At 59.5% G+C, this 15080-nt stretch carries 13 protein-coding genes and 1 pseudogene; 10 read left to right on the forward strand and 4 right to left on the reverse strand.

The features are described from left to right. The first annotated feature begins 517 nt into the window (after positions 1-517). Entirely contained in the window at positions 518-1594 is a 1077-nt protein-coding gene (locus CXY72_RS00725) for a ThuA domain-containing protein (protein WP_158252410.1), read from the forward strand. Positions 1595-1656: 62 nt separating this feature from the next. Here the strand turns inward: CXY72_RS00725 and CXY72_RS00730 are convergent, their stop codons facing one another. Continuing rightward, positions 1657-1920: a hypothetical protein gene (locus CXY72_RS00730; RefSeq protein WP_104125822.1), complete on the reverse strand. Its 264-nt coding sequence runs from the start codon at positions 1918-1920 to the stop codon at positions 1657-1659. Between the two features lie 297 nt (positions 1921-2217). Between CXY72_RS00730 and CXY72_RS20460 the strand changes: the two genes are divergently transcribed. The 9 genes and pseudogenes from CXY72_RS20460 to CXY72_RS20300 form a co-directional block, all read left to right on the forward strand. Next, positions 2218-2727, forward strand: a complete 510-nt coding sequence (locus CXY72_RS20460; protein ID WP_370446182.1) for a hypothetical protein — start codon at positions 2218-2220, stop codon at positions 2725-2727. After that, a complete protein-coding gene (locus CXY72_RS20465; protein WP_370446183.1) occupies positions 2688-3896 on the forward strand; it encodes a molybdopterin-dependent oxidoreductase in 1209 nt (402 codons plus the stop codon). The genes CXY72_RS20460 and CXY72_RS20465 overlap by 40 nt, the downstream gene beginning before the upstream one ends. A 246-nt stretch (positions 3897-4142) precedes the next feature. Beyond that, entirely contained in the window at positions 4143-5291 is a 1149-nt protein-coding gene (locus tag CXY72_RS00740; protein ID WP_104125823.1) for a glycerol dehydrogenase, read from the forward strand. Positions 5292-5813: 522 nt separating this feature from the next. Further along, complete coding sequence (locus CXY72_RS00745) at positions 5814-7670, forward strand: LuxR C-terminal-related transcriptional regulator (RefSeq protein WP_158252411.1); 1857 nt, start codon at positions 5814-5816, stop codon at positions 7668-7670. A gap of 93 nt (positions 7671-7763) precedes the next feature. Beyond that, positions 7764-8624, forward strand: a complete 861-nt coding sequence (locus CXY72_RS00750; RefSeq protein ID WP_104125825.1) for a class II fructose-bisphosphate aldolase — start codon at positions 7764-7766, stop codon at positions 8622-8624. 5 nt (positions 8625-8629) lie between these two features. Continuing rightward, positions 8630-9430: an HAD-IA family hydrolase gene (locus tag CXY72_RS00755; RefSeq protein ID WP_104125826.1), complete on the forward strand. Its 801-nt coding sequence runs from the start codon at positions 8630-8632 to the stop codon at positions 9428-9430. Next, positions 9427-10065, forward strand: coding sequence for a dihydroxyacetone kinase subunit DhaL (gene dhaL, locus CXY72_RS00760; protein WP_104125827.1), 639 nt, complete (start codon positions 9427-9429; stop codon positions 10063-10065). The genes CXY72_RS00755 and dhaL overlap by 4 nt, the downstream gene beginning before the upstream one ends. Positions 10066-10130: 65 nt before the next feature. Beyond that, positions 10131-11126 carry a dihydroxyacetone kinase subunit DhaK gene (gene dhaK / locus CXY72_RS00765; protein WP_104125828.1) on the forward strand — a complete coding sequence of 332 codons (996 nt, stop codon included), beginning with the start codon at positions 10131-10133 and terminating at the stop codon, positions 11124-11126. Further along, positions 11068-11307 (forward strand): annotated as a pseudogene (locus CXY72_RS20300) (transposase); the annotation flags it as partial. The gene dhaK and the pseudogene CXY72_RS20300, both read left to right, overlap by 59 nt. 37 nt (positions 11308-11344) lie before the next feature. Here the strand turns inward: CXY72_RS20300 and CXY72_RS00770 are convergent. Genes CXY72_RS00770 through CXY72_RS00780 form a run of 3 tightly spaced genes read right to left on the reverse strand, consistent with a single transcriptional unit; the run spans position 11345 to position 14583 of the window. Beyond that, positions 11345-12910 carry a GMC family oxidoreductase gene (locus CXY72_RS00770; RefSeq protein WP_104125829.1) on the reverse strand — a complete coding sequence of 522 codons (1566 nt, stop codon included), beginning with the start codon at positions 12908-12910 and terminating at the stop codon, positions 11345-11347. Then, a complete protein-coding gene (locus CXY72_RS00775; protein ID WP_199183893.1) occupies positions 12907-13500 on the reverse strand; it encodes a hypothetical protein in 594 nt (197 codons plus the stop codon). Before CXY72_RS00775 ends, CXY72_RS00770 begins: the two co-directional genes overlap by 4 nt. 54 nt (positions 13501-13554) lie before the next feature. Further along, entirely contained in the window at positions 13555-14583 is a 1029-nt protein-coding gene (locus CXY72_RS00780) for an NAD(P)-dependent alcohol dehydrogenase (RefSeq protein ID WP_104125830.1), read from the reverse strand. Between the last annotated feature and the right edge of the window lie 497 nt (positions 14584-15080).

Genomic DNA, 15080 nt, shown 5'->3' on the forward strand with positions numbered 1-15080 from the left:
CAGCATGACGAGTGGGAAGCCGGCGAACGTCGTTATTTCTCCGAAGCCTCGATGCTCGAGCTGACCACCATGAACAACCCCATCGAGGTCATCGACGAGGCGGTGATTCTCCCCGAACTCGCTGCCGCCTAAACTAAACAAACTGACCCGCACGGTGACGAGGAATTACACCACCCAGCGGGACGTGACCACGCCGCGAGCCGCTTCGACCGCCAGGCTCGCCAGTCGTCGGCTCATGCGGTGCGCAGTTCCCTGGTTGAGCCGCGAGCGTACCGACTGGTGTGACGGATTAAGTCGCGAGTGATGAGGAAGGCTTCGCGAGCGGGTCTGTCGCTCCTAGTTCAGTGTCAAGCGGCTTTTTTGACGGGGAGGGAAGGCGATATTGACGCAATCGCGTTGACATTTGATTTGAGGTTGCCAGACGCTATCGAGTGAATACATATGTCGTTATACGCAACATATTGCATAGCGTGCCGATCGCAACCACGTCAGTTTGCACTCAATGAGGAGTAGACCTATGAAGATGCATGTTCAACGCCTAGTGACCGGGATCGCGGCGGTCGGGCTGATGCTCAGCCTCGGCGCTACTCCGGCATATGCCGACGACGAGTACAGGGTGCTGGTCGTCGGCGACACCCTCGGGTACCGACACTCGAACATCGATGACACGACGCTCGCAGTCATTCAGCTTGGTCAGGAGAACGGGTTCACCGTGGACGTCTGGGATCCGCGTCAGACGACCCAGACCCTTGCCACCACTCCGTTCACCACAGCCGAGGACCTTTCGCAGTACGCGACCATCATCTTTGCCTCACCAGTGGACGGTACGAACGACCTTGACCCGGTCCGTCCGCGGCTCCTCGATGACGTCGAGTTGTCGGCGTTCCAGGGATACATCCGAGGCGGTGGTGGTTTTGTCGGTCTGCACGCAGCGACAGATTCGATGCACACGGTGCCCTGGTACAGCGATCTCACCGGAGGCGGCGCCCGTTTCCGCAGCCACCCCGCGCAACAGACAGCGACGATGCGCGTCGAGAGCCCGACTCATCCGTCGACCGCGATGCTGCCGGCCGAATGGGTGCGCTTTGACGAATGGTACAACTTCACGACCAATCCCCGCGAAGACGTGCACGTGCTGATCACTCTCGACGAGTCAACGTATAACCCGGGCAGTGGTGCGATGGGCGCCGACCACCCCCTCGCGTGGTGCCAGAACTTCGAGGGCGGTCGCTCCTGGTACGAAGGCGCTGGGCATATCGACGCGAACTATTCCGATCCGCTGTTCCTCGCTCATATTCTCGGCGGCATCGAATGGACCGCCGGTGTTGTCAGCGGTGGCGGCGATTGTGTCACTTTTGGTGAGGTCGAGGAAGTTCTGGCGGGATTGAAGGACGCCTCTATGAAGTACGCGCAGCTCTCCGCTCAGCTGGCTGCCTACGTCGACGACGCGGAGATCGCGGCGGACGCTGGCGACCATGCTGTCGCGACCGTTACGCTGCACAAGGCGCGGGCCAAGGCACACGGTCTTCAGGACGACGTCCTGGTGTCCAAGCTCGGGAACCTCATCACGTGGCAGGAGGGCTTGAGCTCCTGAGCCCACGCCGCGGTGGCTCGCTCTCGAGTTCTCACATGCGCACGCAAGTGCTCCATGATCGGTCATGCCCCATCGACAGAGAGCGTGATCGATTTCCGGGCGCTATCTGGCGCCGTCGACTGAGCCAGAAGGCACTCGGTGTTTCGAAACCGTAGTTTCACAAGTCTCAGACGGCTGAGAGCCCAGACGATTGCGGCGGTGACGACGATCAGCACTGCAATGGCCAGGACGTAGGTGAACACGAGTCCATATCCGGTGGCGGGATTGAAGAAGGGGTACGGAACCCACCCGTCGGTGGCTCCCGGATGAGCACGACGATCACCCACACCATCGGGTAGATGAGGAGACCCAAAGGTGCTTCCAGGCCAGCGGCGGGCGGTCGGCGAAGAGGATCCAGTCGAGCACGGCGTAAATGACTTCATCGTAGAGAGTTCGGAATGTGATTTGAAATCACGTTGTCTTCTTCCTTGTCGTGCACGTCGATAAGGAAGTCAGAGTGGTGCCCACGGATGATAATCCGCATAATCTGTGTGCCACAGAGCGTTTTAGATGAATCCCGTCATGACATTGATCTGGACCGCTCGGGGCGCAGGCTATAAGACAGAGCGGAAGAAGGCAGTGTCATGGTGGACAGGATCGGCGACATCGGGGGCACCAGGACGCCCTTTGCTCGAGGCGAGAAGTGGCCGGTACGTGTTGATCAGAAGTTGGCTGATGGCCTCGGTGAGGACGACGTCGATCGTTGGGTGCAGTCGGCTTGCACGCTGTGCAGCAATGGCTGCGTGTGCGACATCGCGGTGAAAGACGGGCGGATGGTCGGAGTGCGGGGGCGAGCCATCGACATCGTCAATCATGCGCGACTCGGGCCGAAGGAGCTCTTCGGCAGTTGGCAGGGTATGTCGAACGACGACCGGCTGACTCGTCCTCTCATCCGGATCGGTGGCGAGTTGGTCGAGACCGACTGGGACACGGCGATGTCCCGGATCGTCGAGCGAAGCAGGCAGCTCTTGGCGGACAAGGGTCCGCTGAGCCCGACCGGCCACGTATTGTCTGCATTGACCCGCGTGAGACTGAGGTGGCGCGGGTCGCGGACGTGCACCTTGCGGTGTGTCCAGGGACGAACCAGGCGCTGATGAATGGTCTGATCCGGGAACTGTTCATGAACGGATGGATTGATGAGGCCTACATCGCAGCCCACACCATCGGAGTCGACAGATTGCGGTCCGGCGTGGAACCATGGACGCCAGAGGCAGTAGCTGAGACCTGCGGTGTCTCGGCCGACGATGTGCGAGAAGCTGCACGAATTTTCGGCACGAGCGCCCGGGTGCTCTCCACCGTTTTGCAGGGCTTCTACCAGTCGGCGCAGGCAACCGCGGCATCGTGTCAGGTGAACAATATGCACTTGCTGCGAGGAAAACTCGGCGCGCCAGGAAGCGGGGTGCTGCAGATGAACGGCCAGCCCACCGCGCAGAACAATCGCGAGTGCGGGGCTGACGGAGACCTTCCCGGATTCCGCAACTGGGAGAATTCGGAGCACGTCCGCGAGCTCGCGACACTGTGGGACGTTGATATTTCGGTCATTCCGCACAAAGGTCCCCCAACCCATGCGATGCAAATCTTTCGCTCTGTCGAGCAAGGCAGCATCGAGTTTCTCTGGATCTCGGCGACGAACCCGGCGGTTTCGATGCCGAAATTGGAACGAATCCGCGCTATCCTCGCCCAAGAGAATGTATTCCTCGTCGTGCAGGACCTCTATCTCACCGAAACAGCGTTGTATGCCGTTGTTGTGCTGCCGGCCGCGGGCTGGGGCGAGAAAGCAGGAACTTTCACCAACGCAGATCGTACGGTGCATCTCTCCGACAAGGCCGTCGAGCCGCCCGGTGAGGCAAGGAGCGACCTGGACATTTTTCTTGACTACTCGGCGCGGATGAATTTTCGCACGAACTCGGGCGCGCCACTTCTCGACTGGGCCGGACCTGAGGATGGATTCCGCGCTTGGCAGGACTGCAGCCGAGGCCGCCCGTGTGACTGCACCGGCATTACCTACGAGCGACTTCGAGGAGGAAGTGGCATTCCGTGGCCGTGTAACGACGAGCATCCGGACGGAACAGTTCGACTCTTCAAAAGTGCGGCTGTGCGGATGGAGAAAATAGCGGATGGTACCGGGCCGTCCCCGGCTCCAACGACCGCAGCATCCCGGTCTGCAGATTTTGGCGGCGTGTCGGTCACGGTCGGCGGCGGGGACGCCGAAGTGAACGAATCAATGTTTCCGATGAAACCACCCGCCGTCGCACCCGAGTAGGGAAGGTCGAATCGGTTGCGGGCACGAAGCGACTCTCTTATCCGTGGAGCATCCACTCAATGGAACGTGACCTTCGAGAAGAATTCAGGATCGCGTCAGGGCCAGCGGTTCACATGGGGGGTGACGGGGGAAACTCCCCACGTACAACGAGGAATTCCCCCTTGTTCCGGGTGTGGCACCGGTCATAGCGTCGGCTAAAGGTCGCCAATCGCTACCTGAAGTATTAAATCAAAGGAGATTGTTGTAATGGCGCAAAGCACCGTGCAAACATTTATCAGCCCAGGTCGGTACGTTCAGGGCAAGGGCGCAATATCGAGGTTGGGGGAGGAACTTGCCCAAATCGGAAAACGTCCACTCATGATTTGCGACGACATGGTCTGGAATATCGTCGAGGATGACGTGACGGCCAGCCTGAAGGCCGCCAAACTGCCCGTTATCCGTGAGAAATTCAACGGTATTCCGCACCCGAAGGAAATCGGACGCTTTGTAGAGCTCCTCAAGAAGCACAACGCGGACATCGCCGTTTCTGTCGGTGGAGGAAGCACCCACGACACGGCCAAGGCCGCGGGCCATAGCGCTGGTATCCGTTGGGTGACCGTGCCCACCACAGCATCGGTCGACGCGCCGACGTCGACGTTGGGTGTCATCTACACCGAGGACCACGCATTCCTGGAGTATCTCTATTTTCCTCGCAACCCTGACCTGGTGCTCGTGGACACGCAGATCGTCGCGAACGCCCCGGCGGAGTTCCTTATCGCTGGCGTCGGTGATGCGCTCGCTACCTGGCTCGAGGCGAAGGCTGTCGCAGGGTCTTTCTCCGACACGATCGCGGGAGACCTTCCTACCCTCACCGGCACGGCGCTCGCACGCCTATCGTGGGATGTCTTGTGGGAGAACGCCATTCCGGCTATCGCGGCGGTGCGCGATCACGTCGTCACACCGGCTCTTGAGAAGGTCATCGAGGCGAACACGTTGCTCTCCGGTCTCGGGTTTGAGTCCGGCGGTCTGGCGGCAGCTCACGCGATCCACAACGGTCTCACTGCCGTACCGCAAACCAGGGGTGTTCAGCACGGCTACAAGGTGAATGTTGGGTCGGTGACGCAGCTCGTCCTTGAGGGCGCACCGTTCGCCGACATTCGGGCGTTTGTGGAGTTCACAACCCGCGTCGGACTGCCGACCACCTTGACCGAGGTTGGTATCGATGTTGACGACGCGGAAACACTGCGCATCGTCGCCGAGGCGGCTACGGCAGAAGGCGAGACCATTCACAACATGTCGTTCGAGGTCACGGCGGAGAGCGTCGTGTACGCGCTTATCTCGGTCGAGCGACTGTCGCGTCAGATCCGTGCCGAGGCAGGCTTGCCTGCACCCGTCAAGTACGTGGCCCACCACTAGGCGCATGACATAACTCGGCATAACAGCGGAGGGGTATCCACCGGCCACAGGCCAGCGGATACCCCTCTGCCATGTTAATCGGCCGGTCGATGCGGGCGGCCTCCCATCATTGATTAGAAAGCGGTGTGCGGAGGCTCCCTTGGTTGAACCGAGGGTGTCTCTCGAAACCGCCTCTTGGCGCATTCCTCGGCTTTGCCAGGGGACAATCACCCTCCGAACCTGACGCGGCTGCCCTGCGAAAAGAGCTGTCGTGCCACGCCACCGTCGTGCGATGCGCAGGCCAAGCCTCCACGCTCGCCGACAAGAGCCTCGGCCGAGTCTTTCTCGGCAATCGTGCGCCCCGCGCACAGACCAGGAGGAATTCCCAGACCTCGACGTAGGGAAAAGGCCTAGGGAAAAGACGTAGGGAAAACCAGCATCGAACATGATTTACTTGGTACTGGCTTAGCTACGCAGGAGCGGTGACGCACGTTGTCCCCGAAACTAGGCCGGCTGTTTGCCCTTCGTCAGAGAGGACGTAATGTGCACGCTTCAGAGGACCTCGTAATCGAGTCTTCAACCGAGTTGCGCGAACAACTCAACACCGTGACAGATCTGGCCCGCGATCTTGCGGGACGCTTCGAGTTGGCGCCGCTCCTTGAGCGCATCCTCGGTCATGCGATCGCACTCCTTGGTTGTGAGAGCGGCTCGATCTCACTGGTCAACGAGGCCAGCGGAATGTATACCAAAAAAGTGGACCTCGGGGTCGGCTGTCACGAAGGGCAGACATTTTCGCTCGACGAGGGCGTCACTGGCGAAGTCGTCCATAGTCGAGGAACTGTCATCCTCGATGAGTACGCATCGGTATTGCGCGCCGGCCACATTGCACCGGATGACCCACGGTTGCACTGCGCGGTCATCGGCGTCCCTATTCAATGGGGTGACAGCATCATTGGAACGTGTGTCATCTTCAGCGCCACTCCTGGGCGTGTGTTCACGACGACAGATGCCAAACTCGTCGAACTTTTCGCGCACCACGCGGCGATTGCGCTCGCGAACTCAAAACTGTACGCGAAGGCCGCTGACCGCACTCGCGAGGCTGCCGTGGCTGCAGAACGAGAGCGGGCCGTACGGGACGTCCACGAGACAGTCGGGAGGTCGCTTGCATCGTTGCTTCTGCACCTCGACGAGGCAGACAGGGCGAACCGCAACGGCGAACCTGCCGCAACATTCATCAGTAGCGCCCGCACGGTCGCCCATGACGCCTTGACCGAGACGCGCCGTACGGCACTCGGACTTGGCCCGGCATCACTGGAGGGTCGAACCCTCGAGGCAGCGATCGGCACGGAGTTAGCCTGGGTGGAGTCCATGTGTATGACCACGACTGGATTCGTTACCGTCGGCACACCGCGCCCTCTCGCGCCAGAGATCGCACACCAGGCATTCAAGATCGTTCAAGAAGCCCTCAGCAACGTTGTCTCACATGCAAGTGCCGGAAGTGCTCGGGTCGGACTCGTCTACGACACCCAGGTACTGTCAGTTTTGATCGATGACGACGGTCGGGGTTTTGACCTCGCCGAGGCGCACGGCGGGCACTTCTCGTCATTGTCTTCCGGCTGCCTCGGGCTCCACGGGATGATGTCGCGCGCAAGTCACCTCGATGGTGAGCTCGACATCGATACGACTCCGGGATGGGGAACGAAGATCAAAGCGACTATCCCGTATATTTCCAGAACCGGCGAAAGCCTCCCGCAGCCGCGCTGGAAGGTTCTCATCGCGAACGACCAACCGATTATCAGTGCCGGACTCGTTCGGCTCCTGAATCTGAGCGAACCTGCAATCCAGGTCACCGCGGAGTTGAGTTCAGGGCATCAGCTGGTCGATGCCTATGAGATGCTCCGTCCGGACGTGCTCATTGTCGACCTGCGGGTGCTCAACGGGGAACTATGCGGCACACTCGCGAAGATACGTGAGTTTGACCCAAACGCCACAATCGTTGTCCTCACAGAAAACCCGACCGTTGACCAGATTCGTTCAGCAACGCAAGCAAACGTCCGCGGATTCCTCAGCCTCAAGTCCGATACGGCAACGATCTCACGTGTGATCATTGCCGCGTGCCGTGGCGAAGCGCTGCTTCAGAACGATATTCTCGATCACCTCACCGGTTTCTCCGCACATGGATCCGACGATGAAACTCTCACTCCGCGGGAGCGTCAGGTGCGCCCACTCGTCGAGCGGGGCATGGCAGATAAGCAGATCGCCAGCGCGTTGTTCATTTCGGTCAAGACGGTCGAAAAGCACGTCGGATCATTGCTCCGAAAGACCGGCGCGCACAATCGCACGATGCTCGTCCACATGAATCGGGAGCATAGTTCGGTAGGCGTGATCGCCGAACATTAGAGAATTCCCCACCCCGAAAAGGCGGGGAAATCCTGTATGGTTCGAGTCGTACCACCTGCCCTACCGTAAAGATATCCAAACACGGAGGTTGCTATGAGTGTCGTGCCAATGAAAGATATCGTCGATCGCGCATTCAGTGAGCGCTACGGTGTCCCTGCCATAAACGTCTTCAACGATTTGACGTTGGAAGCAGTGCTTGCTGGGGCCGTAGAGGCAAGGTCCCCACTGATTGTTCAAACTTCAGTGAAGACCGTTCGGAGCATCGGGAGTGGCGTTTTTGCCAGTCTCTGGCGGTCGATGACGGAGGGAATCGAGGTGCCGGTCTCGTTGCACCTAGACCACTGTCCGGATCGCGCCGTCGTGACAGAGTGCCTCAAGCAGGGGTGGAACTCGGTGCTTTTTGACGCCTCTGCACTACCGGTCGAAGAGAATCAGCGGCAGACGATCGAAGTCGTGAAGGAGGCCCGGCTCTACGGCGCTCATGTCGAGGGTGAGATCGAGGCCATTACGGGTGTCGAAGACGACCACGGATCCGACCAGGAATCGGCGCGACAATCGCTTGAAGTCTCGCTGCGGTTTATCGAGGCGACTGGTGTTGACGTCTTTGCCCCATCGATTGGTAATGCGCACGGCACGTACAAGGCCACACCCGTACTCGACTTCGACCGGGTCACCGACATTGTGGAGCGCCATCCAATCCCGATCGCATTACACGGCGGGAGCGGCCTGACCTCCGAGCAGTTCAGTGACCTGATCGCGCGCGGTTGCGCGAAGGTCAACATATCGACCTCCCTGAAGGAAACCTTCATGAAGTCAAGCCTCGCCTTCCTCACTGAGGCACAGAAAAACGACAAATGGGATCCACCGTCGCTTTTTGCCCACACTCGGGCCGACATCGTGCACCTCGTCGTCAATCTGGCAGGTCAATTCGGTAGCGCTAATAAGGCGTGGTGAAAGCGATGCCTGCTCTGATCTTCGACTGCGATGGCGTACTCGCCGACACGGAGCAGTACGGTCACCTTCCCGCCTTCAACCAAACCTTTCGCGAATTCGGGTTGCCCGTGCAGTGGAGTACCGAAGACTATGCCGACAAGGTGAAAATTAGTGGAGGCAAGGAGCGGTTGATGAGTTTGATCACACCCGAGTTTGCTGAACTGATCGAAATCCCCGACGACCCGACGGCACGCACTGCTCTCATAGCGTCATGGCATCGCCGGAAGACCGAGATCTACACGGACCTGATCGAGAGTGGTGTTGTGCCAGCGCGACCCGGTATCGATCGAATCGTGCGGGAGGCGAGTGCGGCAGGATGGACCCTCGCGGTCGCGTCTACATCGGCGGAGCCATCCGTTCGGGCGGTTCTCACACACGCCGTCGGTCCTGAGCAAGCGTCACGCTTCGCGGTTTTCGCGGGCGACATCGTGGCGAAGAAAAAGCCGGCGCCAGACATCTATCTGCACGCGCTATCCGTGCTTGGAATATCACCAGATGATGCGATCGTTGTCGAGGATAGCCAAAACGGCCTGCGCTCAGCGACGACGGCTGGTCTGCGAACTGTCGTGACGGTGAGTAGCTACACCTCTAGCGAGGACTTCTCCTCCGCCGCCCTCGTGGTCTCTTCACTTGGTGACCCGAATCCCGGCGAGATGACCCAGGTGATCGCGGACCCGTATGACATCAATCCACGGTCGTTCATTCAGCTGGGCGATCTCGCCCGCATGGCGGCGCTCCCTCGCGCCACACCTCAGGAGGCACAATGAAGACCCGCAGCATAATCGACACTGAATTCGTCGTTCGATCGATTGCCGAAACAGCGATTGAAAACGAAGAAGCGTTTTGCGAACTCGACTCCGTCGTGGGAGACGGTGATTTCGGATACTCGCTTGCCCGCGGTTTTGAGAAAGTATTAGAGGAGTGGGACGTCTTCGACCGCACAGACTCGAGCATTTTTCTTAAGAGCATTGCGCATACAATCACGAGCCGTATTGGGGGCACCTCCGGCCCCCTCTGGGGCACCGCCTTCCTGCGTGCTTCCACCGCAGTGCGCGGTCGCGATGCGGTCGGCGGCGCCGATGTCGTCGCGATGCTGCGGGCGGCGATCGCGGGCATCAAGGACCGTGGCAAGTCTGATGTTGGCGACAAGACGCTGCTCGACGCGCTCGTTCCGGCGACTGACGCTCTTGAGGTGGCAGTCGCACAGGGCTCGTCTTTCGAAAAGGCACTCGACGAGGCAGCGAAAGCCGCACGTGTTGCAGCAGACGCGACCAGCTCTCTTCAGGCAAGACGCGGACGCGCCAGTTACACCGGTGAGCGCAGTATCGGCTCGCCCGATGCTGGTGCGGTCGCCGTGGCCATCATCCTCGAGCGCCTCACCGTAGAAGCACGCGCCCGCTAACCCATAGCCCCTCTGCCTTACCTGTACCCGAAGCCCATTCAGCATCACAAAGACGTGGAGAAACCATGAAGAAGTTCATCAACGATCCCAAGAATTTCGTGCCGGAAATGCTCAAGGGCCTCGCCCTCGCAAATCCTGACACGCTGAAGTACGTCCCGGAGTACAACCTCATCCACCGTGCCGATGCACCCAATGCAGACAAGGTGACCATCATCCAGGGTTCTGGATCAGGCCACGAACCCGCCCACGTCATGACTGTTGGCAGGGGAATGCTCGACGCTGCCTGCCCTGGAGATGTCTTCGCTGCCCCTCCCGTCGATTACGTGTACGAGACGACGAAACTGCTCGCCTCGCCGAAGGGAGTGCTACTGCTCGTCAACAATTACACCGGAGACCGAATGGCATTCGAGATGGCGCAGGAAATGGCACGCGCCGACGGTATCAGAGTCGAGATGCTCTTCATTGACGACGACGTTGCGGTGGAGGACTCGCTGTACACGATCGGTCGCCGCGGTGTTGCCGGCAATTTTTTCGTGATGAAGGCAGTAGGAGCGGCCGCGGAAGCCGGCGCCGACCTTGATGAAATTATCCGGATCGGTGAGAAGGTCAATTCGGTCACGCGCACGATGGGCGTCGCACTGACGGCTTGCACCCCGCCCGCAAAAGGGTCACCCCTTTTCGATCTCGGGCCAGACGAGATCGAGATCGGTATCGGTATTCACGGTGAGCCCGGGCGCAGGCGCGGCAAGCTCGTCTCGGCAGACGAAATCGTGGATGACATTCTCGGTGCCGTGATCACGGACTTACCGTTCACGTCCGGAGATCGTGTTGCGCTCATGGTGAACGGCCTCGGTGGCACGCCGATCAGCGAGCTGTACTTGCTGTACGGCCTGGCACACGAGAAACTCGTCAGCGCCGGTATCACCGTCGGGCGTAATTACGTTGGTGAGTACTGCACGTCGCTGGACATGGCGGGCGCGTCAATCACCCTTGTCAAGCTCGATGAGGAAATCGAGGCGCTGCTCGCTGCACCGGCCGAGATCCCGATCCGCGTTTTCTGACTCGAACGTGGGCAGTGGAACTAGCACCAAAGCGGTGATTAGTTCCACTACGGGGCTGGTGATTATCCAGGTGCCCCGTGACCGGGACGGCACGTTCACTCCGGTGATGGTGCCAAAACGACATGGCCGACTGACCGGCGTCGATGAGATCGTGCCGTCCCTGTATGCCCACGGCCTCACGGCCTCACGGCCTCACAGATCTGGCAGTCTGGCCTAGCTCAAATTCCTCCTGTTTTTAGTTGATCCGCGATGTATTCGGCCTGTCGGATGGCCAGCGCTACGATCGTCAGCGTGGGATTGGCGGCCGCGCTGGTGGTGAACACGGACCCATCGCTAATGAATAGGTTGGGTACGTCGTGGGCGCGTCCCCACTTATCGACGACACCATCTTCGGACCGCGCACTCATTCGGGAGGTGCCCATATTGTGCGTGGACGGGTACGGGGGAGTGCGCTGCGCACCGACCGAACCAACGGCTTCATACAGCAGTTCTGCTTGCGCGTATCCGTGTTCTCGCATAGCGATGTCGTTGGCATGGTCGTCGAAGTGCACATTGGGTACGGGGAGGCCATTCTTGTCAGACAACGTCGTGTTCAGAGTGACTCGGTTACTTTCCTGTGGCAGGTCTTCGCCGACGATCCAGAGCCCGGCCGTGTTGGCATACGCTTCGAGAATTTCGGTGAATCCACGTCCCCAGGCCCCGGGATCGCTGAAGCTGGCTAGGAAGGCTGGCCCCAGTGAAATTGTCTCCAAAAAGTAGCCACCGGCGAAGCCTCGATCGGGGTCATGCCGGGACTCGTCCGCGATCACTCCGGCCATGGTTTCACCGCGGTGCATCCTTACCGGATCGTTGAACCTGGCGTAGACCGAACCGGTAGTGTGGCGCATGTAATTGCGACCGACTTGGCCGGAGGAATTGGCCAAGCCATCGGGGAACATTGGGCTGGCAGACTGAAGCAACAGCCGGGGCGTTTCGATAGAGTTCGCAGCTACTGCGACGAGCCGGGCGGCTTGTCGTTGCAAGTTGCCGTCTTTGTCCAGATAAAGCACGGCGTCTGCTCGTCCCGAAGCATCGTGGGTGATCTGCACCGCATGGCTGTCGGGTCGGAGGTCAAGCAACCCCGTTGCTTCTGCACGAGGGATTTCGCGCACCAGCGTCGACCATTTCGACTTGTTCTTATCACCCTGAAAGTTGAAGCCGTCCTGAATGGATGCCGGACGGCCGTCGTACTCCTCAGCATTCGTCGCATACGGGCCCGTCGAATAAAACTTGTATCCCAGCCGTTCGGCGCCGTTTGCGAAGACCGTGTAATTGTTATTCGCGGGTAGCGGCTTGCGACCGTGCACATGCGTCGATCCCATCGCGATTTCCGCTTTGTCGTAGTAGGGCGCGAGCTCGGCCAGGGTGATCGGCCAGTCGAGGAGATTGGCGCCGTCGATTCGACCGTAGGTGCTGCGCGCAGCGAATTCGTGAGCTTTGAATCGCGGTGTCGCACCGGACCAGTGCGTTGTCGTGCCACCGACCGCCTTCACAATCCACGCCGGAAGGTTGGGGAAATCGCGAGCGATTCGCCAGGATCCTGACGTGGTTCGCGGGTCAAGCCAGGCCATCTGGTTGAAGGCCTCCCACTCGTCGTTGACGTAGTCCTCGTTGCGCAGGTACGGACCCGCCTCCAGAACCACAACCGGAAGACCTTTCGCCGTCAGTTCGTAAGCAAGCGTTCCGCCCCCAGCTCCCGATCCGATGATGACGATCGCTGCCTCATCGTGCTCGATAGTGCTCACTTCGTCATCTCCATCATGGTTGCGTCGCGTTTACCGGGTTGATTGCTGGTGTCACGCTCTGTCGCGGGCGTGTTTTCGCCGCCGCGAATTTTTGCCACGGACGCGCTTGTGGCAACTTCGATGAGTTGCTCCGGCCCGTCGTAGCTTTCGATCCGCGCTTCGGGAAGCCAATCAAGGTCGTTGAAGCCACGGTTGATGTATCCACCTTTGTCGAAGCTCGGTCCTTCGTAGCCGAGGATCTTCCAGACGTCCTCGTTGTCATACAGATTCAGCACGGTCGTGCGCCGGATAAAGCCGAAAAACTCCGTGGTCTCGATTCGGCGCAACACCTTGGTGCCGTCTTCGTCGTTCAGGGTGCGGAAATCGCCTCCGGCCAGGTGGCTCAGAGTAATTAGCCCCTGCGTGAGCGCGACCCGAAACCAGGTTGAGCTCTCGGCCTCCCGCAAGATCGTGTCTGCCGTCCGTTCATAGGGAGCATCGGGAAATGACGGGTGAGGAAACGCAACTCGAATAACCCGGATGAGCACTCTCCGCGCTTCATCGGTCAATTCCGTCGCATTCATTTGTGGATACTTGGCGGGAAAAGCCATTATCGAGCTCCTTTGCTCACAGTTGTCGACTCAAGGGTAATTCGTGCTGGTGTTTTAGGGGACGAGAATTCCGCGACCGAGGATCCGTCCGGCAGTTAAATCTGCGATCGCGTCGAGAGCTGCGTCCAGGGGATAGACAGCGGTGTGAAGCGTGACCTTGCCTTGAGCCGTGAGTGTCATGAGCTCGACGAGGTCGTTGTAGGTTCCGACCAAGTTTCCGATGACGTTGATTTCACGCGAAATAATCTCAATAGTGGGGATATTGACCGCGCCACCGTAACCGATCACGTACTGCGATCCACGATTACGCAGAAGACGCGGAGCGAGCAACTCCGCACCGCGCTCTCCAACGAAGTCGAACAGAACGTGTGCTCCACCATCCGTGATCTCGAGCACCTTCTTCTCGACGTCATCGTCGGTCGCTGACAGAACGGTGTGGTGCGCACCGAGTTTCGTAGCGAGCTCGAGAGCAGCCTCACTGCGGTCGACGACCGTTATCGTCGCACTCGTAATAGCCGCGAGCGCCTGAATTCCAATATGTCCGAGACCACCGGCACCGATCACGACCGCGTGGGTTCCCGGAAATAGAACATCTGCAGCCTTACGCACCGCGTGGTACGCGGTCAGACCTGCATCAGCCAGCGCGGCTACGTCCTTCGGTTGCAGCCCGGCGTCCAACCGGACCACCGCCCGTGCATTGGTCAGCAGCTGCTGAGCCATGCCGCCATCCGCGTTGATTCCCGGAAAGGTCGCGTTTTCACAGTGCGAGTCCTGGCCCACTCTGCAGGCCGGGCACAGACCACAACTAGTCAGCGGATGCATGATCACCGCGTCACCCGGTTTCACGTTATGCACCGCACTCCCGATTTCGCGAACCCACCCCGCGTTCTCATGCCCCAACGTATACGGCAGGTGCGGATGCTGGATGGGATCCCACTGCCCTTCAATAATGTGAAGATCCGTGCGGCACAAACCAGCAGCACCAACATCAACAATGACGTCCCACGGCCCGATCAGATTGGGCTCGGCCGCCTCTTCGATCGTCGGATTTTCCCCATAACGGTGCAGACGAACAGCCTTCACAATTTCTCCTCGTCGAGATGACACAAACTACACCCGTGCTGCGCTTCAGTTTGGAACACCTCAAGACACCACACCACGCCGGTTATCACAGAGTGAGAATGCATCGTTCACATTGATACCAGTGAATCCGTCACCTGCGCTGCGGTTCAATCGAACCAATGGCCCACGCCGGGAAAAAGCGGGGTCAGTGTTTTAGATGCCTTGGGATAAACGACTGTGTACTTGTTCCTAATGTCGACTGAAAACAGGGCCATTACTGCGGCGGTTTCTCGGGGAGACCTGAGCCTCCGGGCGACACGTGGTGGTGTTGCGGCCGAAATTTTCACAATGGGACTGCACGACCAAGATCTGGTAGTGCAGTCCCTGCGATGGGTGGCTCTCGGTGAACTAGTCCTTGATGGTGGAACGTTTGAGGCTTGTTGCGTCTTCGAGGGATAGTTCGGAGTCGGCGAAGGTTTGGTCGTCTGCGAATGATTTCATGCGTGCGATGCGGTAGA

Origin of the sequence: Cryobacterium sp. Y57, assembly GCF_002929505.1 — a bacterium.
Classification (GTDB): Bacteria; Actinomycetota; Actinomycetes; order Actinomycetales; family Microbacteriaceae; genus Cryobacterium.